Here is a 21,516-nt window from a genome sequence, read left to right as displayed (position 1 = left end):
GCCGTCCTGTCCAGCGGGCTTTCGATCATGGCGTCACTGCACTTTGCATCCGCGCTTCTGCCCACGGGATGGGCCGACGACGTGCAGATCGTCGTCAGCGACGGTACGATCACGTCAGTCACCGAAGGCGTGCCTCCGACCTCCGATGACGAGCAACATGAGGTCGCGATCCCCGGCATCGCCAGCCTGCACAGCCATGCGTTCCAGCGGGGCATGGCCGGCCTTGCCGAGATCAGCGGCCATTCCACCGATACGTTCTGGACGTGGCGCGAGACGATGTACCGCTTCGCCCTGTCGATGCGCCCGGAGGACGTCGAGGCGGTCGCGACCTTGCTCTATATCGAGATGCTCGAGCGCGGTTTTACGCGGGTCGGCGAATTCCACTATCTGCATCACGATCGCGACGGGACGCCTTACGCCGATGTCGCCGAGATGGCGGTGCGCATCGCCGCGGCAGCCCAAACATCCGGCATCGGCCTGACCCTGCTGCCGAGCTTCTACGCGCATGGCGGCTTCGGCGGCGCACCTCCGCATGACGGCCAGCGGCGCTTCATCTGTAATGTCGATCAGTTTGCGAGATTGCTGACGGACTCCCGCAAGGCGATCAGCTCGCTGGCTGGCGCCAATCTCGGCATCGCGCCGCACAGCCTGCGCGCCGTCGCGCCGGATGAGTTGACCGCACTGCTGCCGCTCGCTGACGGCGGCCCCGTCCACATTCACGCCGCCGAACAAGTCAAGGAGGTCGAGGACTGCCTCGCCTGGTCCGGCCAGCGTCCCGTGCAATGGCTACTCGATCATCACGACGTCAATCATCGCTGGTGCCTGATCCATGCGACGCATATGACGGCGGACGAAACAGCGACGCTCGCACGGAGCGGCGCGACGGCCGGCCTTTGCCCGGTCACCGAAGCCAGCCTTGGCGACGGCATCTTCCCAGCGCGCGACTATCTGCGCGCGCGTGGGCGTATTGGCGTCGGCACGGACTCCAACGTGCTGGTCGGCGTGAGCGACGAGTTGCGCCAGCTCGAATACGGCCAGCGGCTGACGCATCGCGAGCGCAACGTGCTGACGTCAGGCCCGGAGGCGTCGACAGGCCGGACGCTGTTTGACGCCGCTCTCGCTGGCGGCGCGCAGGCGCTCGCACAATCCGTCGCTGGGCTGCAGGTGGGCGGCCGTGCCGATATCGTCACGCTCGATCTGTCGCATCCTTCGCTCGCGGGGCGAACGCAGGATGCGCTGCTCGACGGCTGGATCTTCGCGACGGCGTACGATGCGATCGACTGTGTCTGGGCCGGCGGCGCCAAGGTTGTCCAGGGAGGCCATCATCGTTCGCGCGAGGCGGCCCGGCGCGGCTTCAACACGGCCCTGCGGAGGCTGCTCGCATGAGCCTCGCGGAGGACCGCGCCAAGCCGGGAGCGGGCACGCTCTACAAGACGATCCGGCAGGACATCGAGCGCCGCATCCTCACCGGCGAATGGCCGCCCGGCCATCGCATTCCGTTCGAGCACGAGATCATGGCGCGCTATGGTTGCTCGCGCATGACCGTCAACAAGGCGCTGTCGGAGCTCGCGCAGGCCGACCTGATCGAACGCCGCCGCCGCGCCGGCAGCTTCGTGCGACGGCCGCAATTCCTGTCGGCGGTGTTGAAAATCCCCGACATCCGTGCCGAGATCGGCGCGCTCGGCCGCACCTATGGCTATCAGCTGATCTCCTCGATGCGTCGCGCCGCCAACGCCGGCGATCGCGAGCGGCTCGGCGTCAAGAAGCCGTGCAAGGTGATCGCGATCCGCTGCCGCCACAGCGCCGACAATCTCCCATTCGCGATCGAGGACCGGCTGATCGATCTGGACGCGGTGCCCGACGCGGCCAAGGCCGACTTCAAGGTCGATCCGCCCGGCTCCTGGCTCCTGCATCACGTGCCTTGGACGGAAGCGGAGCATGCGATCAGCGCCATCGTCGCCGACGAGGCGATCGCCCAGGGTCTTGGCATCGCGGTGGGCGCACCGTGCCTGGTCATCGAGCGCCACACCTGGCGCCAAGGTCGGCCGCTCACGGCTGTCAGGCTGATCTATCCCGGCGAGCAGCACCGGCTGGTGGCGCGATTCAGGGGCAGCGAATGACCGCAACATGCACGCCGGATCTGAGCACGAGATTTGCAAGCAAGCCGTCAGCTCTTGCAGAGACATGCGGTCATCGCGAGCGACCGCAGACCACTCCGCAACTTCTTTCAACAGCAAAGGATGATGACGATGCGTAGATTTAAGCTCCTCGCCGTAACGGCCGCCCTCCTGGCCTCGACCACAGCGTTTGCTGACGACGTCAAGGTCGGCATCGGCATTTCCGGCTGGACCGGCTTCGCGCCGCTGACGCTCGCCAAGGAAGCGGGCATCTTCAAGAAGAACGGGCTCGACGTCACCATCAAGAAGATCCCGCAGAAGGACCGTCACCTCGCAATTGCTGCCGGCGACGTGCAGTGCGCCGCGACCACGGTCGAGACCTGGATCTCCTGGAACGCCAACGGCGTCGCCACCAAGCAGATCTTCCAGCTCGACAAGAGCTACGGCGCCGACGGCATGGCCGTGCGCAACGACATCGCCTCGATCAAGGACCTGAAGGGCAAGACGGTCGCGGCGTCGGCACCCGGCACCTCGCCCTATTTCGGGCTGGCCTGGATGCTCAAGAAGAACGGTCTCACCGTCAAGGACGTCACGATCGTGAACCTGGAGCCGGCGGCGGCCGCGCAGGCCTTCGTCTCCGGCCAGAACGATGCGGCCATGACCTACGAGCCATATCTGTCGACGGTGCGCGCCGCGCCGGACAAGGGCAAGATCATCGCCACCACGCTCGATTATCCGATGGTGATGGATACGTTCGGCTGCACGCCGAAATTCCTCTCCGAGAACCCGAAGGCCGCCAAGGCGCTCGCCGACAGCTATTACGAGGCACTCAACCTGATCGCCAAGGACCAGGCCAAGGCCTATGAGATCATGGGCGCCGACGTGAAGCAGACGGCCGAGCAGTTCGGCAACTCCGCCAAATATCTGCGCTGGCAGGATAAGGCCGCGAGCCAGAAGTTCTTCGAGACCGAGTTCAAGACCTTCAACAAGGACGCGGCGGAGCTCCTGCTCGAGGTCGGCATCATCAAGCAGATCCCGAACGTCGAGGATCTCTATGATGCGAGCTTCATCAAGTAGCCGCGAAATTTGCTCTTTGTAGAGTCGTCATTGCGAGCGAAGCGAAGCAATCCAGGGCTCGGGATGCGGCTCTGGATTGCTTCGTCGCTTCGCTCCTCGCAATGACGGTGTTGATACGTTCTGCGCAAAACTGCGTCCGCCTGCTCTGAAGCACGTCTGTTCGAACGACCTGCACTAGCCCACGAAAGCCCTTCTCCGTGATCCGACCTCTCGATCCCGTCAGCGCCAGATCAAGAACGGCGCTCGGCCTTGCCTTCTTCGTCGTGTTCGTCGCGGCATGGTCGCTGGCGACGTTCGGCGGCTACGTGCCGAAAACATTCCTGGCTGATCCCGTGACGATGCTGCGCGAAGGCTGGGACCTGCTCGTCAAGTTCGGCTTCCTCTATGATATCGGCATGACCGTGTGGCGCGTCGTCGGCGGCTTCGTGCTCGCTTCCGTGATCGCCGTCCCGCTCGGGCTCTTGATGGGAGCCTACAAGCCGATCGAGGCGTTTCTCGAACCGTTCGTCTCCTTCGCGCGCTATCTGCCCGCCTCCGCCTTCATTCCCCTGCTGATTCTCTGGGCCGGGATCGGCGAGTTGCAGAAGCTGTTGATCATCTTCATCGGATCGGTGTTCCAGATCATCCTGATGATCACCGTCACGGTCGGCAATACGCGGCGCGATCTGGTCGAGGCCGCCTACACGCTCGGCGCCAGCGACCGCGGCATCATCGGCCGCGTGCTGCTGCCTTCCGCGGCGCCCGACATCGCCGAGATCCTGCGGCTGGTGCTCGGCTGGGCCTGGACCTATGTCATCGTCGCCGAGCTGATCGGCTCGTCCTCGGGCATCGGCCACATGATCACCGACAGCCAGGCGCTGCTTAACACCGGACAGATCATCTTCGGCATCATCGTGATCGGCTTGATCGGGCTGATCTCGGATTTCCTGTTCAAGGCGTTCAACGCCTGGCTGTTCCCCTGGAAGCTCGCATGACCACGCTCGTCATTGATCAGGTCACCCGCATTTTCCCGGCCCGCCAGGGCCACGCGCCGACGCGCGCGCTGGAGCCGGTCGCGCTCACCATCGGCAACAATGATTTCGTCACCATCCTCGGTCCCTCCGGCTGCGGCAAGTCGACATTGCTGCGCATCGTCGCCGGCCTCGATCATCCGACCAGCGGCAAGGTGCGGCTCGACGGTCGCGAGGTCACCGGTCCCGGCGCCGATCGCGGCATGGTGTTCCAGTCCTACACGCTGTTTCCCTGGCTCACCGTGCGCGAGAACATCGCCTTCGGCCTGCGCGAACGCGGCATGCCGGAAGACAAGCGCAACGCGGTCGCCGACCGTTTCATCCAGCAGATTGGGCTGAACGGCTTCGAGAACCACTGGCCGAAGCAGTTGTCCGGCGGCATGCAGCAGCGCTGCGCCATTGCGCGTGCGCTCGCCAATGATCCCAAGATCCTGCTGCTCGACGAGCCGTTCGGCGCGCTCGACAACCAGACCCGTGTGCTGATGCAGGAGATGCTGCTCGGAATCTGGGAGCGCGACCAGAAGACGGTGCTGTTCGTCACCCACGACATCGAGGAGGCGATCTTCCTCGGCAGCCGCGTGCTGGTGATGAGCGCGCGGCCTGGCCGTATCAAGGCCGATATCAAGATCGCGCTGCCGCATCCGCGCTCCTACAAGATCAAGACCTCGCCGGAGTTCGTCGCGCTTAAGGAGCGCCTGGTCGAGGAGATCCGCGCCGAGGCATTGAAGGTCGCGTCGGAAGCGTGAGGGAGGGTGTCGAACAGGCGGAGCTTGCAGAGAGACACCCCTCACCCGAGCCAATACGCCGTTCTGTCCTGCATGCCCTCTCCCCTTGCGGGAGAGGGCATTGCCGGCCCATCCGCGAACTCGCTTGAGTGAGGGGGTCTCTCTCCGCGGACAAGGCTCGTAGACACGTAGCCGCCCTCCAAACTGGTTGCATCAGTCGGAGCGCTATCTCCCGACGCCACCGCTGATCCGCTTCAGCCATGGCACCAGGTGAAACGCGCTCATCAGCAGATACATCACCGTCATGCTGCTAAGCGGCGCGCCGGCCGGCATCGCGGAGCAGATGGCATCGCTCCGCCCGTCGCGGGCCATGGCATTCAGCACCGCCATCAACGCGAAGGTCGGCGCCGCGGCAAAGCGCAGACCCGTAGCGATGTCGGGCATCACGCGTTTGGTGGAAGCGAGGAACGCCATGGCTTGGCTCCGTGATGTCAGCGTGCGTCGTATTCGTCGCGGCGGCGCCACCACACGCCCTGCTCGTTGCGGCCTTTCGGCGCACGGTCGAGCCACTGATAGGCGCCCCACAGACCATCGAGACCGCGGGCATAGGCCGAATAGGTGTGATAGACGACGCCGTCGTCGAGAATGAATGCGCTCATGCCCGGCCGGTCGCGCATGAAGGTGGCGCCGTCGGTGCCCGCCGTGGCGGCGATCTCGGCCACCATCGGCGGAACGTCGCCGGCCCCGAGCGGCGGGCTGGTGCGATAATTGTATTCGGTCCCGCCCTGGCGCTGCTGCTCCTCGGTCACGGCGACGTTGAAGTCGAAGTTGAAATCACTGCTCGCCGACGACGCCCAGGGAAAGCTCCAGCCCATCCGGGTCTGATAGGCCTTCAGCTTGGCCAGAGGCGCGCGCGAGACCGCCCACAGCATCACGTCGTGATGAGCGAGGTGGACCTGAAAGCCATTGAACCCATCGGCGATCATCGAGCAGGACGGACAACCGGCCTGGAAGTCTGGCCCGAACATGAAGTGATAGACGAGCAGCTGCGAGCGTCCCTTGAACAGGTCGGGGAGCGACGCTGGGCCATCCTCGGTGTCGAAGCGATAGCTCTTGTCGACGCGCACCCAGGGCAGAGCCTGACGGCGCTGCGCCAGCTCATCGCCGCGGCGCGTGAATTCCTTTTCTGCTGCGAGCAGGTCGAGGCGGGCCTTCAGCCAGTCTTCGCGAGTTCCTGTGAGATGCATGGTCATGTCTGTGATCCTTTGCGTGTTGACCGCGACTGAGACTAGGATCGGCGCGGGAGAACCAGGGAGTGACAAGTTTGGCGGGATTTGCATGGACTCGCTGATCTCGGCGGCAGCGCAGGCGCTCGCCGCCGGCGATCCGCTCGGTGCGCTGAACCGCGTCGCATTGCGCGATGATCCGCCGGCGCTGGCGCTGCGCGGCATCGCGATGGCCCGGCTCGGCGATGTCGTGCGGGCGAAGGCGCTGCTGCGGCAAGCGGCGCGAAGCTTCGGCGCCAAGGCGGCCGTGGCGCGCGCCCGCTGTGCCCTCGCCGAAGCGGAGATCGCGCTCGCGGCGCGGGATCTGTCATGGCCGACCAAGGCGCTCGCGGAGGCGCGCGACACCTTGGCGCAGCACGGCGACCGCATCAATGCCGCCTATGCGCGCAGCCTCGAAATCCGCCGCATGGTGCTCATCGGTCAGCTCGACGAGGCCGAGCGCGGACTGGCCGATCTCGATCCCTCGCCCCTGCTGCCGGCGGCCCGCACGATCTACGAGCTGATCGTCGCCGGATTGGCACTGCGCCGTCTGCAGACCAAGGCCGCGCAAGCGGCGCTGGAGCGCGCCGCCCGCATGGCGCGGCAGGCTCATAGTCCGGAGCTGCTGGTGGAGGTCGAACGGCTGGCGACCACCCTATCCGCACCGGCGGCACGCCTGATCCAACCAGGCCGGGACAGACGGCTGCTGCTCGACGAGGTCGAGGCGCTGTTCCGGTCAGACGAGCTGATTGTCGATGCCTGCCGGCTGGCCGTACGCAAAGGCAACCATGTCGTGCCGCTGACGCGGCGTCCGGTGTTGTTTGTCCTCGCCCGCCAACTGGCGGAACGAGCGCCCGATGATGTGCCGCGGTCGGTGCTGATCTCCGCCGCTTTCCGCGGCAAGCAGGCGGACGAGTCGCACCGCGCGCGGCTGCGCGTCGAGATCGGGCGCCTGCGTCACCTGCTCAAGGGCATGGCCGAGATCAAGGCCACCCGCGACGGCTTCGCCTTGGCGTCCTGCGATGGCCGCGACGTCGTGGTGCTTGCGCAGCCGATCGAAGACGAGAATGCCGCCGTGCTGGCCTGCCTCGCCGACGGCGAGGCGTGGTCAAGCTCGGGCCTGGCGCTCGCGCTCGGTGCCAGTCAGCGCACGGTGCAGCGCGCGCTCGACGCCCTCGCCGTGTCGGGCAAGGTGCAATCCTTCGGCCGCGGCCGCGCGCAACGCTGGACATGCCCGGTGGTCCCGGAATTCGCGACCAGCTTGTTACTCCCCGCCTGGTCCTCGCTGGATTAGCGTCACGCTGTCACAACAAGGGATGCACCACCGCCATGAGACGAGCCCCCGCCGAGATCCTCCGCGAATACGGCCCCTTCGAGGGCGACCAAGTCGCCGGCGTCACCCATGACGGACGGCAGGTGTGGATTGCGACCGGCGCCAGCATCAAGGCGTTCGACCCTGCCGATGGCGAGGTGAAGCGGTCGTTCGACATCGCCGCTCATGCAGGGACCGCCTTTGACGGCAAGCATCTGTATCAGATCGCGGAAGCGCATATTCAGAAGGTCGATCCAGACAGCGGCGAGGTGATCTCGACCATTCCGGCGCCGGCAGCAGGCGGAGATTCCGGCCTCGCCTGGGCGGAGGGCTCGCTCTGGGTCGGCGCCTATCGCGATCGCAAGATCCATCAGATCGATCCGGCGACGGGGCGGATCCTGCGCAGCATCCCCTGCACGCGCTTTGTCACCGGCGTCACCTGGGTCGATGGCGAGCTCTGGCATGGCACCTGGGAGGATGATGTCAGCGACATCAGACGGATCGATCCGGCGAGCGGCGAGGTGCTCGAGCAGCTGGACATGCCCGCGGGCACCGGCGTCTCGGGGATGGAGGCCGATGGCGGCGAGACGCTGTATTGCGGCGGCGGTCGCAGCGGCAAGGTGCGCGCGATCAGACGTCCGAAGCGGCCCGCCGGCTGAGCACGAGCGCGCCTTGGATCACCTGCGAGGACAAGCCAAATCGCGGGCTGCTATTTCGCGAGCGACGTGTAGGCCGCCTTGCGGAAATTGGCATTAGCTTCTTCGCGCGTCTGCAGCTGCTGACCGCCACCACCGCCAACCGGCTTGGTCGGCGTGATCACCGAGAACAGGACGAAGCCGCCGGCCTTGCGCGGAAAGATGAAATATTCGGAGACATCGGACTTCTCGCTGTCCTCGCAGGAGGACATGCCGCGGAACACCACCGCGCTGTCGACCAGCTCACTGTTGCGCGCGGAAATGAACTTGCCCTTGCAATCGCGCGCATCGTTGCCGACGATCGTGGCGGCCACCTCCAGCCCGTCGAGATTGGGCTCCGGCGGTACGATCTTCACAAATCCGGTCGCATTATCGGCCTTCCACGCCACGCCGCCGGATGTCAACCAGACCGGCCTTTCGCCGCCGCCGAGGATGGCCGGATGCGATAGGGCCGCCTTCAGAATGAAGTTGGAGGCGATCTGCATCGCTTCCAACTGCAGCTCGGGAGAGTCGCCCCGCGGCCGCGACGGCTGGACGGCCGCCGGCGCGCTTGGCACCGCCGCCGCCTGCTGTATCGCCGGGCGCTGCGCCGATGGCGCATTGGGTTGAATGTTGAAGTTGGTCGCGGCGGCCAGCCCCCCGGCATTGATGATGCGCACACAATTGGCGAGCGAGGGCAGCAGCACAGCGGTGCCGTTCAGATTGAATTGGAACAGATTGCCTTGGGCGAACGCCGACATCGTCCGCGCGGCGCGGAACGCTTTGATCAGGCTGGAATCGTTGGGCATCGGCACGACGACCATCGTGGTCGACCACACCGCACCTTCGACATTGTACGACGTCCGGCCATCGAAGCTCAACACGATCGGAAACTTCTGCCCCTGCGACAGTGACCAGCTCGGGTGGATGAAGGCGAGCGCCCAATTGAAATTTGGCAGAGCGAGAACACCGAAGTTGATGCCGCTCTTGTAGCTGGCCGATGCGACGCAACTGGTGAACTGCCCGGTGTTGTCGTCCGTGAAGGCCCCGCCCGACCATCCGGCGACGGAGATCGAGCCGTAGGGTCCTTTGGCATTTACCGGCGCGCTGAGCAAAGGCAGGCTGAGCAGAGCAGCGATGACTAGAGCCGCGACGAGTAAAGCCCGGATGAGTAAAGGCCGCATGAGTAGACGCCTGATGAGCAGGGGCATGCCGAACGCAAGCGCGTGAAGCGCGAAAACCGAACGCAATCTCGCAACGATTGCACACTGTGTCGTCATTTCACGCCCCCTTTTCCGCCGCATTGTTCCAGTTTCCGCGACTACGTCAAGTAGTGCGTAAAATTGATTATCACCTCAACGAGACAGATCTGGCGTCGATCGGGCCGGATCAACACAACATGTCGCATGTGATCATCCACAGCCCTTCATGGGAGCGTCATCGAACTTCGTTAGCGCTCACAGGGTCTCGAAGAAGGATCATGCCATGTCCGCCACGCTGCCCGTTCTCGGCGCCGCCCTCTCCGTCAAATCCATTCCGACCCACACCGACTGGCTGCTCGAGCGGCAGCGTGATCTCGAGATCCAGGATTTCTTCCGCGCCGACCTGCTCGACAGCGACTGGCGCAGCACCGCCAAGGAGATCAAGTCGATGCTGTCAGGCCATACCGGCCGGCTCGGCATCCACGGTCCGTTCTGGGGCTTCAAGATCGACAGCCACGATCCGATGATCCGCCGCGCCGTCACCAAGCGGCTGCTGCAGGGGCTGGAAGTCGCCGAGTTCCTGGGCGCCACGCAGATGGTGATCCACTCGCCCTACACGACCTGGGACTACAACAATATCGACATGCTGCCGGACAATCGCGAGGGCCTGATCGAGCGTGTCAGGGCGACGCTCTCGGACGTCATCGCCTCGGCCGAGCAGGCGAATTGCGAGATCGTGATCGAGAACATCGAGGACAAGGATCCCTCCGATCGTGTCGCGCTCGCGACGGCGCTGGGCAGCAGCAAGGTACGGGTGTCGCTCGATACCGGTCACGCCAACTACGCGCATCATTCCACTGGCGCGCCGCCGGTCGACTATTATGTCGACGCTGCCGGCGACATGCTGACCCACGTCCATCTGCAGGACACCGACGGTTATGCCGACCGCCATTGGGCACCGGGCGAAGGCAATATCCGCTGGATCGGCGTATTCCGCGCGCTGGCGAAGCTCTCCTCCAATCCGCGCCTGATCCTCGAACTGCGCAACCACGATCACGTCAAGGCCGGCGCCGCCTATCTCGCCTCGCTCGGTGTCGCGCAATAAGTCCGCCTCTTTCGCAAAGTCGACAACCTCAAGAGAGATTGCCATGACCAAGCTCACCCGCCGTGGCCTGCTCGGCGCCGGCGCCGCGATCGGCGGCAGCTTCATCCTGCCGCGCGTGTCGATCGCGCAGGCCGACAATCGCCCCTCGGTCACCATCGCCGTGCAGAAGGTGACGAACTCCAACGTGCTCGACGTGCTGCGCGAGCAGTCCAATGTCGGCGAGCGGGTGTTCTACTCGTCGCTGTGGGAGAGCCTGATCTCGAAGAACTTCCGCGGCAATCTCGAAGCCGTCCCCGGCCTTGCCACCGAGTGGAAGCGCATCGACGACCAGACCGTCGAGCTGAAGCTGCGCCAGGGCGTCAAGTTCCACAATGGCGACGAGATGACGTCCGAGGACGTCGTGTTCTCGTTCAGCCGCGAGCGCATGTTCGGCGACAGCGAGGCCAAGAGCCGCACCACCATCAAGGCGTTCGAGAAGATCCCGACGCCGCGCCCCGGCAAGGAGCTGCCGCCGGACGTGATCGGCGTCGCCCGCCGGATGTGGCCGGATCTCGTTCGCGTCGACGCGGTGGACAAATATACCGTCCGCTTCGTCAACGCGACGCCGGACGTGACCATCGAAGGCCGCCTGATGCGCTACGGCTCCGACATCATGAGCCGGCGCGGCTGGGAGGAAGCGGCGAGCTATCTCGATTGGGCGCGCAAGCCGATCACGACAGGCCCCTACAAGATCGTCGAATTCAAGCCGGACGTGTCGCTGACGCTGGAAGCGCATGACGAATATTGGGGCGGTCGCCCGCCGCTGAAGCGCATCCGCTTCGTCGAGGTGCCGGAGGTCGCAAGCCGCATCAACGGGTTGCTGTCGGGCGAATATCAGTTCGCCTGCGATATCCCGCCGGACCAGATCGCCGGCATCGAGAAGAACGCGGCGTTCGAGGTGCAGGGCGGCACCATCCTCAATCACCGCCTGACCGTGTTCGACAAGAACCATCCGCAGCTCGCCAATCCGCTGGTGCGCCGCGCCTTCACCCATGCGATCGACCGCCAGGCGATCGTCGACAGCCTGTGGGCCGGCCGCACCCGCGTGCCGAAGGGCCTGCAATGGGAGTTCTACGGCGACATGTTCATCGCCGATTGGAGCGTGCCGGCGTTTGATCCGAAGCTGGCGCAGGACCTGCTCAAGCAGGCCGGCTACAAGGGCGATCCGATCCCCTACCGCCTGCTCAACAACTACTACACCAACCAGGTCGCGACCGCGCAGGTGCTGGTCGAGATGTGGCAGGCGGTCGGCTTGAACGTGCAGATTGAGACCAAGGAGAACTGGTCGCAGATCCTCGAGCGCGCCCCCACCCGCGCGGTGCGCGACTGGTCGAATTCGGCGGCGTTCAACGATCCAGTCTCCTCGCTCGTGGCCCAGCACGGTCCGAACGGCCAGCAGCAGCAGGTCGGCGAGTGGAGCAATGCGGAGCTGAACAAGCTGTCGGAGTTCCTGGAGACCTCGACCGACCGCGAGGCGCGCAAGAAGGCGTTCCGCCGCATGCTGGAGATCGCCGAGCGCGAGGACCCAGCCTACACGGTGCTGCACCAGAACGCGACCTTCACCGCCAAGCCGAAGTCGATCAAGTGGAAGGCCTCGCCGGCCTTCGCGATGGACTTCCGCACCGGCAACTACGGAGTCTGATGCCGTGGCGCCGCTGGTCCGCATCTCCGGCCTGAAAGTCGCCTTCGACGGCACGCCTGTGCTGCATGGCATCGATCTCGACATCGGCAAGGGCGAGGCGGTCGGCCTCGTCGGCGAGTCCGGATCCGGCAAGTCGGTGACCTGGCTCGCGGCGCTCGGCCTGCTGCCGGCGAAGGCGAAGGTGGCGGGCTCGGTGCAGCTCGACGGCCGCGAGCTGCTCGGCGCGCCCGGCGCGGTGCTCGACCAGGTGCGTGGCCGGCGCATCGCGATGATCTTCCAGGATCCCGCCAGCGCGCTCAATCCGGTGCTCACCATCCGCCGTCAATTGTGTGAGAGCCTCGCTTTGCATCGCGCCCTCCACGGCGAAGCCGCGCGCATTGAGGCGCTGCGGCTGCTCGATCTCGTCGGCATTCCCGACGCGGCGCGGCGGCTATCGGCCTATCCGCACGAATTCTCCGGCGGCCAGGTGCAGCGGATCATGATCGCGATGGCGCTGGCCGGTCAGCCGGACCTCTTGATCGCCGACGAGCCGACCACCGCGCTCGACGCCACCATCCAGGCGCAGATCCTGGATCTGCTGTCCGCCGTGCGCCGCGAGTTCAACATGGCGATGGTGCTGATCAGTCATGACCTCGGCGTTGTCGCCGAGAATTGCGACCGGGTCTGCGTGATGTATGCCGGCCGCATCGTCGAGCGCGCACCCGCCACGCGGCTGTTCGACGATCCCTGGCACCCTTACGCGCAAGGCCTGATCCGCGCGCTGCCGCCGCTGGATGGCGCGCGGCGACGGCTGCAGGCGATTCCCGGCACCGTGCCCGATCCGCGCACGCTGCCGAGCGGCTGCGCCTTCGCGCCGCGCTGCCATCATGCCGGCGATGACTGCCACGCCGGCGTGCCGCCGCTGGCGCCCTCCGAGCAGGACCGCGCGGTGGCCTGCCTGCGGCCGCAACGGCTGCCGGTGGAGCTCGCCGCCGAATGACAACGCCGCTGGTCGAGGTCCAGGCGATCTCGCGCACCTATCGGATGCGGTCCGGCCTGTTCGGGCGGCCCATCTCCGTCCGTGCCGTCGACAATTTGAGCTTCTCGATTCAAAAAGGCGAGACGCTCGGCATCGTCGGCGAATCCGGCTCCGGCAAATCCACCACTGGACGCATGGTGCTCGGACTCGAGCCACCTGACCAAGGCAGCGTGCACTTCGATGGTGCGCCGATCGCTGCACCGGGCACAGCCGCCTGGCGCGCGCAACGCGCGCGCATGCAGATGATCTTCCAGGACCCGCTCGGCGCGCTCGATCGAAGGCTTGCCGCCGCCGCGCAGATCCGCGAGCCGCTCGACATCCACAACATCGGCACCAAGGCCGAGCGCGACGCGCGCGTGCACGAGCTGTTGCGATCCGTCGATCTCAACGACAGCCATGGCGCGCGCTATCCCGGCGCCCTCTCCGGCGGCCAGCGCCAGCGCATCGTGCTGGCGCGCGCGCTGGCGACGAAACCCGACTTCCTCGTCTGCGACGAGCCGGTGAGCGCGCTCGACGTCTCGATCCAGGCGCAGGTGGTCAACCTGCTGATCGATCTGCAGGCGCGGCTCGGACTGACCATGTTGTTCATCAGCCATGACCTGCGCGTCATCCGGCAGATCAGCAGCAAGGTCGCCGTGATGTATCTCGGCCGCATCGTCGAGTTCGGCGATGCCGATGATCTGTTCGCGCGGCCGCAGCATCCTTATACGCAGGCGCTGGTGTCAGCCTCGCCGGCGCCCGGCCGGCGCAGCTCGAACCGCATCGTGCTGACAGGCGATCCGCCCAATCCGGCCGCGCGGCCGTCCGGCTGCGCCTTCCATCCGCGCTGCCGCCACGCGACGGCGCGCTGCGCCGTCGAGGTGCCGCAGCTCACCGCGCTGGATCCGCAGCGACAGGTGGCGTGCCATCTCGTGGCGGGTGCGTCGTCGCAAGCCCAGGACGCCGCGTGATGCTCCGCTTCTTCGCGATCCGCTTTGCGCGCGCGCTGCTGACGATCGCGCTGGTCGTCACCTTCGCCTTCATCGTGCTCAGGCTCTCCGGCGATCCCGCGCTGATGATCATGGGACCTGAAGCGCCGCCCGAGGTGATCGAGGCGTTCCGCAAGGCCTGGGGCCTCGATCATCCGATCTGGGTGCAGTATCTCGACTACTTCAAGGCGATCGGCCAGGGTGAGCTCGGGCGCTCGATGCGCGACGGCCGACCGGCGATCCAATTGGTCATCGAGCGCATTCCTGCGACGCTCGCGCTGACCATTCCGGCCTTCCTGGTGAAGGTGCTGCTCGGCATTCCCGCGGGAATCTATGCCGCGCTGCATCGGGGATCTGCCATCGACCGCGCGGTGATGATCACGGCCGTGGCCGGCTTCACGGTGCCGAGCTTTGTGCTGGCGCTGCTGCTGGTCTTGATCTTCGCCGTGCAACTCGGCTGGCTGCCGTCGGGCGGACAGGACTCGTGGCGTCACGCCATCCTGCCGATCGTGACGCTCGGCTTCGGCGGCGCCGCCGTGCTGGCGCGCTTCACGCGCAGCGCCATGCTGGAGATCCTCGGCCAGCCCTATATTCGCACGGCATCGGCCAAGGGCGTGCCATGGCGGCGCGTGATCACGGACCATGCGCTGCCGAATGCCGCGATTCCCACCGTGACCATTCTCGGCTTCATGGTCGGCAGCCTGATCGCCGGTGCCGTCGTGGTCGAAAGCGTGTTCTCGTGGCCCGGCGTAGGCCGGCTGTTGGTCGTCGCGGTCGCCAATCGCGACCTCGCCGTCGTGCAATGCATCCTGCTGCTGGTGGCGATGACGATGGTCACCTCGAACCTGATCGTCGATTTCCTGTACGGCCTGCTCGATCCACGGCTGCGCAGCAAGGAAGCTGCGGCATGACCGATGTTGCGATGAAGGCCCCCACCGCAAGGCGGCTGCGCTGGCCCAATATTCCCGTCTCGGTCATCATGGCCATCGGCTGGATCGCAGCGATGCTCATCGTGGCCATCTTCGCCGATCAGATCGCGCCCTATGGCTTCACCAAGTTCGATCTGCGCAACCGTCTTGCTTTGCCGGGCAACCCGGCGCATTGGCTCGGCACCGACGAGCTCGGCCGCGACGTGCTGTCGCGCCTGATCGTCTCGATCCGGATCTCATTGCTGATCGCGTTCGGCGCGACCGCGATCTCGGCCATCGTCGGCACCACGCTCGGCTTCCTCGCCGCGCATTTCCGCGGCCTGGTCGAGCAATTCGTGCTGATGCTCGCCGACTTCCAGGCCAGCATGCCGTTCCTGATCCTGGCGCTCGCGGTGCTCGCCTTCTTCGGCAATTCGCTGCCGCTGTTGATCGGGCTAATGGGCCTGTTCGGCTGGGAGCGTTACGCGCGCATCGCGCGCGGGCTGGCGATCTCAGCCAATGCGCAGGGCTACGCCGCCGCCGTGCGTCAGCTCGGCGCGACGCCGCAGCGCGTCTATCTCAGGCACATCCTGCCGAACATCGCCTCGACACTGATCGTCTCGATGACGCTGGTGTTCCCGGAGGTCATCCTGCTGGAATCCGGCCTGTCCTTCCTTGGCCTCGGCGTGCAGCCGCCGATGACCAGCCTCGGCAATATGGTCGGCTATGGCCGCGAATACCTCACGCGCGCGCCATGGGTCATGCTGGCCCCGGCAGTCACGATCGTCATCACCACGCTCGCGGTCTCGATGATCGGCGACTGGCTGCGCGACCGGCTCGACCCGACCTTGCAATGATCCAGGCTCAGCGACGGACGTCCTGAGCTGCGGAGGCCACGGGCTCGCAAACGATCAGAGCGTGCCCCGCCTGCTCGCCGGCCAGCGCCGTCCATTTGGACGCCTGCAGCAGCCAGAGATCACGACGTGCCGGATCGCGCTCCGCTTCCTCGCGACAGCTCATGGCCGCGGCCAGACATGCAGATTTCCTGTCCATGCTCGACCGTCCGACACGTCAACGCAGATGGCACCACCATAGGCTAACGCGCCCATAGGTTGCAATCACGTTCGCACGACGTGCTCAGCCGGTCGGGTCCGCATGGCACATCGGCATGAGTGATGCGCGTGGCATGCAGCAACCGCAGCATGGCCGAATGCCACCGTGGTCTGCTGCAGATCCGCACGATGACCAGAATGCCCGCCCCCATGCCCCGACCTCGCCTTCGCTGAAGGCTTAAGCGGGCCGGTGACGAAAGGCTCTTGCGGCGCGAGGGCGACCACAGCGCCGATACGGCTCTTTGGAACAGGAGAACGGAACTTTTTGTTGCGTCGGAACTTTAACCTATGTCGCTGCCAGGGCTGGCAACACATGCACACTGGCCGCGAGGGGGATTGTTGCAAGGGCGTTTAGCGATGCGATTTGTGAATTCAACGGACGAAAGCTTGTTGGCCTATTACGAGAGTGTCCGGAAGCAGGTAGCCGCCGATAGCCGGATCGGGGGCCCCTATCGCCTGATCGGGGACAGGGCCAAGCAATATGCCCAGGAGCTGCAGGCCGAGATGCGGCGGCGGGAGCTGCGCTTCACGCCGATCGAGTGGCCGCACTGACCTGATGATTTCAGGGACGGCATGCATCACGTCGATGCATATGCCAGACGGCAGTTCTTGATGTGCCGGTGCTCGTTGCTGTGCCTCCTCCCCTTGTGAGCAGGGCTATCGCATTTGAGATCGAAATGTTGCGCTGGTCTGTCTCCACGTCGTCATGGCCGGGCTTGTCCCGGCCATCCACGTCGTCCGGCATGCTGAGGACGACGTGGATGCCCGGGACAGAGCCCGGGCATGACGATGTGGAAATGGTTTTCGCGAAAAACTCAGATTGGTCATATGCAATTGCCTTCCCCTTGTGGGTCCACAAGGGAAAAAGCACTGTATTGGGCAGCGCGGCTGCGGCGCCAATTGACTGTGAGGCCCGATCACTCCCAGGACCAGCTCGAGAAATCATTCTCGAACTGCGGCACGTCCTTCCAGACGCCCTTCAGCTTCTTGTTGATGATCGTGATCCATTGCGGCTGGAACAGGAAACCGGCGGCAGCGTCGGTCGCCAGCATGCGCTGGGCGTCGCCGAGCAGCTTGGCGCGCTCCGCATCGTTCGGCGTATCGACGATCTGCTGATACAGCTTGTCGAACGCCTCGGACTGATAGCCGAAATAGTAGTTCTTCTCGGTGAACTTCACCAGATCGAACGGCTCGACATGCGAGACAATCGTCAGGTCGAAATCGTGCGGGCCGTTGAAGACCTGCGACAGCCACGCCGCCCATTCGAGATTCTCGATCTTGGCGATGATGCCGACCTTGGCCAATTGCGCCGCGAGCACCTCGCCGCCCTGCCGCGCATAGGCCGGCGGCGGCAGCCGCAGCGAGAGCTGCAGCGGCGTGGTCACGCCGGCCTCGGCAAGCAGCTTCTTGGCCTTCTCCGGATCGTAGGGATTGATGTCGGTGGTATCGACATAGCCGAGCGAGCCCGGCACGTAGAAGCTGCCGATCGGCGTGCCCAGCCCATCGACGGCGCCCTCGATCATCGCCTTGCGGTCGATCGCGGCCAGGATGGCGCGGCGGACGCGAACGTCGTCGAGCGGCTTCTTCTTGTTGTTGATGGTGACGATGGTCTTCGCCTTGGAGCCACCGATCAGTACCGTAAAGCGCGGGTCGGATTTGAACTGCGGCAAGGTGCGCGCCGAGGTGCCGCGCGGGAAGGCGTCGACATCGCCCGACAGCAGCGCCGCGACCTGCGCCGCCGGATCGGAGATGAAGCGGATCGTCACCTTGGACAGCTTGACCGCGGCCGCGTTGCGATAATCGGGCCATTTGTTCAAGGTCAGCGACGAGCCCTTGGCCCAGGCGCCGAGCGTATACGGCCCGGTGCCAACCGGCTGCGTCGCATTGGTCGGCGCGCTCTTCGGCTCGACGATTGATGCGGTCGCCTGTCCGAGCAGGAACGGCAGGTTCGGCTCGGAATATTTCAGCTTGATCTCGATCGTCTCGGCATCGGGAGCTGTCACCTGTTCCATCGCTTGGAACAGCGCCTTGTCTTTGTTGGTGCTGTTGGCGGCGCCAGCGCGCTCGAACGCGAACTTCACCGTCGAGGAATCGAACGCCTCGCCGTTCTGGAATTTGACGCCCTTGGCCAGCTTGAAGGTGTAGCTCTTCAGATCGGACGAGGCCTGCCAGCTCTGCGCCAGCAGCGGCGACACCGAGCCGTCCTCGTTGATCTTGGTCAGCGTCTCATAGACATTGTAGAGCGTGACCTCGGCGATGGCCGCGGCGGCCGCGCTGGTCGGGTCGAGGCCCGGCGGCTCCAAGGTCATGCCGACGACGACGCTGTCTTTTTTGCTCTGCGCCGAGGCCGGCCCGATGGCCGCGACGAGCGCGGCCAGTGCGATGATCGATAATCTCTTGAACATTGTGTGTTTCTCCCGGACGGAACCAAATTACGCGTCAAAAAGGCTTGGAGACAAGAGGCGGTTGTTCTGCGGCGACGAGCGCCGGCAGCGCCATGACGCTTTCCGCCTTGTGGCAGGCAGCCACATGTTGCGACGTGAGCGGCCGCAAGGCGGGAGCAGTCTCGCGACAATGAGAATCGGCGAGCGGGCAGCGCGGCGCGTAGGCGCATCCCGAGGCGCCCACGGATTGCGAGGCGATCGCGACGTTCTCGCGCCGTCGCCGGACTGCGCCGGCCTGCGCCCGCGGCACCGCATCCAGCAACGCCCGCGTATAAGGATGCGCGCATTGCCCGAACAGGTCCTCGGGCCGGCCCTGCTCGACAATGCGGCCGAGATACATCACGGCGACCTCGTCGCAGAGATAGTCGACGACCGCGAGATCGTGGCTGATCAGGACGTAGCTGAGGCCGAACTGCTCCTGCAGGTCCTGCATCAGGTTCAGCACCTGCGCCTGCACCGAGACGTCGAGCGCCGAGACCGGCTCGTCGGCGACGATCAGCTTCGGCTGCGTGATCAGGGCGCGCGCAATCGCGATCCGCTGCCGCTGGCCGCCGGAGAATTCATGCGGATATTTGTCCATGTCGGCATCGCGTAATCCGACCTGCCGCAGCACGTTGGCGACGCGCATGCGCAAAGACGCGCGATCGGGGCTCTCCAGAGCCGTCAGCGGCTCGGCGACGATGCGCGCGATGGTCTGGCGCGGATCGAGCGATCCATAGGGATCCTGGAACACCATCTGGAACTCGCGCCGCGCGCGGCGCAGCTCATCCGCAGACAGCCGTTCGAGATCACGCCCCGCCATCAGCACCGCTCCCGAGGACGGCCGTTCCAGCGCCATGATCAGCCGCGCCAGAGTCGATTTGCCGGAGCCGGACTCGCCGACGATGCCGAGGCTCTTGCCGGGCATCAGCTTGAGCGAGACGCCATTCAGTGCCCGCACCTGTCCTGGCGGCCGCAGCAGGCTCTCGCGCGGCAGCGTATAGCGCTGCACGAGATCCTTGATCTCGAGCAGCGCGGTCTCGGCCCGGCGATCGACGACCTCGCTCACGCGATCACTCCCACCGGATCGCGCGTCAACGCGACATCGGTCCGGATACAGCGAACCGCATGACCAGCACCGATCTCGGCCACCGGCGGCAGCGCCGTGCGACAGGCGTCGATGACCAGATTGCAGCGATCGGCAAATGCACAGCCGGCCGGCAGATCGGCGAGCTCCGGCACCGTGCCTGCGATGGTGGCAAGCCGCGTGCCCTTGCGGGCGCCGAGCCGCGGCCGCGCCTGGAACAGGCCCTGCGTGTAAGGATGGCCCATGCGCGAGAACACCGCATCCGTGGTGCCGTTCTCGACCACCGTGCCGCCATACATCACGATCATGCGCTGCACATTCTCAGCGATGACACCGAGATCATGCGAGATCAGGATCATCGCCATGCCCTGCTCGGCCACGAGATCGGCGATCAGATCGAGGATCTGGCGCTGGATGGTGACGTCGAGCGCGGTGGTCGGCTCGTCGGCGATCAGCACATCCGGCTTGCAGGCGAGCGCCATGGCAATGGTGATGCGCTGGCGCTGGCCGCCGGAAAATTGATGCGGATAGGCGTCGTAACGCCGGGCGGGATCCGGCAGACCGACGCGGTCGAGCAGCGCGATCGCCTGGCGCTTGGCCTCAGCGGCCGAGCAGCCGGTGTGGCGCAGCAACGGCTCGGCCACCTGATGGCCGATCGTGTGCATCGGGTTGAGCGCGGTCATCGGCTCCTGGAAGATCATGCTGATGCGGTTGCCGCGCAGCGTGCAATAATCAGCATCCGCAAGGCCGACCAGCTCACGGCCGTCGAGCCTGATGCTGCCACTCACAACCGCGCTGTCGGGCAGCAGCCCGAGTAATGCGAGCGCCGTGATCGACTTGCCGCAGCCGGATTCGCCGACGATGCCGAGCGTCTCGCCACGCCGAAGCGCGAACGACACCTCGCGCACCGCCTGCGCGGGACCCCGGCTGGTGTCGAGCCGGATGCCGAGATTCGAGACGTCGAGCAGGGCCTGATCTCCGGCGGTCATCGCTGCCTCGCCAGCCGCGGGTCGAGCAGGTCGCGCAGACCGTCGCCGAGCAGATTGAGGCCGAGCACGGCCAGCGCGATCGCGGCGCCCGGATAGACGGCAAGGCTCGGCGACTGGAACAGCAGGGTCTGCGCGTCGTTCAGCATGCGCCCCCAGGACGGCTGCGGCGGCTGCGTGCCCAAGCCGAGATAGGACAGCGCCGCCTCGGCCAGGATCGCCAGTGCGAACTGGATCGTCGCCTGCACGATCAGGATCGACAGAATGTTCGGCAGCACGTGCTCGATGGTGATGCGGACGCGGCCCTTGCCGGCGGCGCGCGCGGCGAGAATGAACTCACGGGCCCAGATCGCGCCGGCCGAGCCGCGGGTGACGCGGACGAACACCGGGATCTGGAAGATGCCGATCGCGGTGATCGACGTCACCATGCCCGGACCGATGACCGCGGCGAGCATGATCGCCGACAGCACCGCCGGAAAAGCGAAGGTGAAGTCGCTGAAGCGCATGATCAGCTCTTCCGTCCAGCCGCGCTGCGCGGCGGCGATCAGCCCGAGGCAGACGCCGCAAGTGAGGCCGATGCCGACTGCGATGATGCCGACGAGGATGGTCGCGCGCGCGCCGACCAGCAGCAGCGAGACGATGTCGCGGCCGAGCACATCGGTGCCGAGCCAATGCGCCGCCGATGGCGGCCGCAGCTTCGCAGCGACGTCGATCTCATAGGCCGACCACGGCGTCCAGACCAGCGACAGCAGCGCAGCGCCGAGCACCAGGAGGCACAGCAGCGCGCCGACCATGAAGCTGCGATGCCGCAAGGCCCGGCGCCAGAAGCCATTGGGCAACGGCGCG

Annotated in this window: 22 protein-coding genes; 14 read left to right on the top strand and 8 right to left on the bottom strand. The window is 65.7% G+C overall.

Translation table 11 applies throughout. The features are described 5' to 3' along the window. Window positions 1-27: 27 nt before the first annotated feature. The 5 genes from HL671_RS18860 to HL671_RS18840 all read left to right on the top strand — a co-directional run bounded on the left by HL671_RS18860 (window position 28) and on the right by HL671_RS18840 (window position 4,950). Window positions 28-1,386, top strand: a complete 1,359-nt coding sequence (locus HL671_RS18860) for a formimidoylglutamate deiminase (protein WP_172237462.1) — start codon at window positions 28-30, stop codon at window positions 1,384-1,386. Continuing rightward, entirely contained in the window at window positions 1,383-2,120 is a 738-nt protein-coding gene (hutC, locus tag HL671_RS18855; protein WP_012046305.1) for a histidine utilization repressor, read from the top strand. The genes HL671_RS18860 and hutC overlap by 4 nt, the downstream gene beginning before the upstream one ends. A gap of 129 nt (window positions 2,121-2,249) precedes the next feature. Then, complete coding sequence (locus HL671_RS18850; RefSeq protein WP_172237459.1) at window positions 2,250-3,194, top strand: ABC transporter substrate-binding protein; 945 nt, start codon at window positions 2,250-2,252, stop codon at window positions 3,192-3,194. 200 nt (window positions 3,195-3,394) lie between these two features. Beyond that, window positions 3,395-4,168: an ABC transporter permease gene (locus HL671_RS18845; protein WP_085972734.1), complete on the top strand. Its 774-nt coding sequence runs from the start codon at window positions 3,395-3,397 to the stop codon at window positions 4,166-4,168. Beyond that, complete coding sequence (locus tag HL671_RS18840) at window positions 4,165-4,950, top strand: ABC transporter ATP-binding protein (RefSeq protein ID WP_012046308.1); 786 nt, start codon at window positions 4,165-4,167, stop codon at window positions 4,948-4,950. The genes HL671_RS18845 and HL671_RS18840 overlap by 4 nt, the downstream gene beginning before the upstream one ends. 204 nt (window positions 4,951-5,154) lie before the next feature. Here HL671_RS18840 and HL671_RS18835 read toward each other — a convergent pair whose 3' ends face one another. Beyond that, window positions 5,155-5,403 carry a hypothetical protein gene (locus HL671_RS18835; protein WP_012046309.1) on the bottom strand — a complete coding sequence of 83 codons (249 nt, stop codon included), beginning with the start codon at window positions 5,401-5,403 and terminating at the stop codon, window positions 5,155-5,157. Between the two features lie 17 nt (window positions 5,404-5,420). Then, window positions 5,421-6,182 carry a DUF899 domain-containing protein gene (locus HL671_RS18830; protein WP_012046310.1) on the bottom strand — a complete coding sequence of 254 codons (762 nt, stop codon included), beginning with the start codon at window positions 6,180-6,182 and terminating at the stop codon, window positions 5,421-5,423. 85 nt (window positions 6,183-6,267) lie between these two features. Between HL671_RS18830 and HL671_RS18825 the strand changes: the two genes are divergently transcribed. Both HL671_RS18825 and HL671_RS18820 read left to right on the top strand, forming a co-directional pair. Then, the gene (locus tag HL671_RS18825) at window positions 6,268-7,488 is read left to right on the top strand and encodes a helix-turn-helix domain-containing protein (RefSeq protein WP_172237456.1); all 1,221 of its coding nucleotides are present in this window, start codon (window positions 6,268-6,270) and stop codon (window positions 7,486-7,488) included. Window positions 7,489-7,523: 35 nt separating this feature from the next. Further along, window positions 7,524-8,165: a Vgb family protein gene (locus tag HL671_RS18820; protein ID WP_012046312.1), complete on the top strand. Its 642-nt coding sequence runs from the start codon at window positions 7,524-7,526 to the stop codon at window positions 8,163-8,165. A 50-nt stretch (window positions 8,166-8,215) separates the two neighbouring features. Here HL671_RS18820 and HL671_RS18815 read toward each other — a convergent pair whose 3' ends face one another. Further along, entirely contained in the window at window positions 8,216-9,364 is a 1,149-nt protein-coding gene (locus HL671_RS18815; RefSeq protein WP_172237453.1) for a hypothetical protein, read from the bottom strand. A 301-nt stretch (window positions 9,365-9,665) separates the two neighbouring features. Between HL671_RS18815 and HL671_RS18810 the strand changes: the two genes are divergently transcribed. Genes HL671_RS18810 through HL671_RS18785 form a run of 6 tightly spaced genes read left to right on the top strand, consistent with a single transcriptional unit; the run spans window position 9,666 to window position 15,919 of the window. Beyond that, window positions 9,666-10,487 (top strand): sugar phosphate isomerase/epimerase family protein, encoded by an 822-nt coding sequence (locus HL671_RS18810; protein ID WP_172237450.1) that lies wholly within the window; start codon window positions 9,666-9,668, stop codon window positions 10,485-10,487. A 43-nt stretch (window positions 10,488-10,530) separates the two neighbouring features. Then, entirely contained in the window at window positions 10,531-12,168 is a 1,638-nt protein-coding gene (locus HL671_RS18805) for an ABC transporter substrate-binding protein (protein ID WP_012046315.1), read from the top strand. A gap of 4 nt (window positions 12,169-12,172) precedes the next feature. Further along, the gene (locus HL671_RS18800) at window positions 12,173-13,147 is read left to right on the top strand and encodes an ABC transporter ATP-binding protein (protein WP_172237447.1); all 975 of its coding nucleotides are present in this window, start codon (window positions 12,173-12,175) and stop codon (window positions 13,145-13,147) included. Then, the gene (locus tag HL671_RS18795; RefSeq protein WP_172237444.1) at window positions 13,144-14,136 is read left to right on the top strand and encodes an ABC transporter ATP-binding protein; all 993 of its coding nucleotides are present in this window, start codon (window positions 13,144-13,146) and stop codon (window positions 14,134-14,136) included. Before HL671_RS18800 ends, HL671_RS18795 begins: the two co-directional genes overlap by 4 nt. Next, the gene (locus tag HL671_RS18790; RefSeq protein ID WP_172237441.1) at window positions 14,136-15,065 is read left to right on the top strand and encodes an ABC transporter permease; all 930 of its coding nucleotides are present in this window, start codon (window positions 14,136-14,138) and stop codon (window positions 15,063-15,065) included. The genes HL671_RS18795 and HL671_RS18790 overlap by 1 nt, the downstream gene beginning before the upstream one ends. Before the next feature lie 11 nt (window positions 15,066-15,076). Next, a complete protein-coding gene (locus tag HL671_RS18785) occupies window positions 15,077-15,919 on the top strand; it encodes an ABC transporter permease (protein WP_371260215.1) in 843 nt (280 codons plus the stop codon). Window positions 15,920-15,926: 7 nt separating this feature from the next. Here the strand turns inward: HL671_RS18785 and HL671_RS18780 are convergent, their stop codons facing one another. Beyond that, on the bottom strand, window positions 15,927-16,115 hold the full coding sequence (locus HL671_RS18780) for a hypothetical protein (protein ID WP_041750978.1): 189 nt from the start codon (window positions 16,113-16,115) through the stop codon (window positions 15,927-15,929). A 416-nt stretch (window positions 16,116-16,531) separates the two neighbouring features. Between HL671_RS18780 and HL671_RS18775 the strand changes: the two genes are divergently transcribed. Continuing rightward, entirely contained in the window at window positions 16,532-16,726 is a 195-nt protein-coding gene (locus HL671_RS18775; protein WP_041750979.1) for a hypothetical protein, read from the top strand. Between the two features lie 365 nt (window positions 16,727-17,091). Here HL671_RS18775 and HL671_RS18770 read toward each other — a convergent pair whose 3' ends face one another. The 4 genes from HL671_RS18770 to HL671_RS18755 are packed head-to-tail and all read right to left on the bottom strand — an operon-like array spanning window position 17,092 to window position 21,464. Beyond that, the gene (locus HL671_RS18770) at window positions 17,092-18,579 is read right to left on the bottom strand and encodes an ABC transporter substrate-binding protein (RefSeq protein ID WP_172237438.1); all 1,488 of its coding nucleotides are present in this window, start codon (window positions 18,577-18,579) and stop codon (window positions 17,092-17,094) included. 34 nt (window positions 18,580-18,613) lie between these two features. Then, a complete protein-coding gene (locus HL671_RS18765) occupies window positions 18,614-19,666 on the bottom strand; it encodes an ABC transporter ATP-binding protein (RefSeq protein ID WP_172237435.1) in 1,053 nt (350 codons plus the stop codon). Continuing rightward, window positions 19,663-20,673, bottom strand: a complete 1,011-nt coding sequence (locus HL671_RS18760; RefSeq protein ID WP_172237432.1) for an ABC transporter ATP-binding protein — start codon at window positions 20,671-20,673, stop codon at window positions 19,663-19,665. Before HL671_RS18760 ends, HL671_RS18765 begins: the two co-directional genes overlap by 4 nt. Continuing rightward, entirely contained in the window at window positions 20,670-21,464 is a 795-nt protein-coding gene (locus HL671_RS18755) for an ABC transporter permease (RefSeq protein WP_246579651.1), read from the bottom strand. The genes HL671_RS18760 and HL671_RS18755 overlap by 4 nt, the downstream gene beginning before the upstream one ends. Between the last annotated feature and the right edge of the window lie 52 nt (window positions 21,465-21,516).

Source organism: Bradyrhizobium denitrificans, assembly GCF_013179005.1.
GTDB classification, from domain to species: Bacteria; Pseudomonadota; Alphaproteobacteria; order Rhizobiales; family Xanthobacteraceae; genus Bradyrhizobium; species Bradyrhizobium denitrificans.
This window is presented reverse-complemented; position numbering and strand designations above follow the sequence as displayed.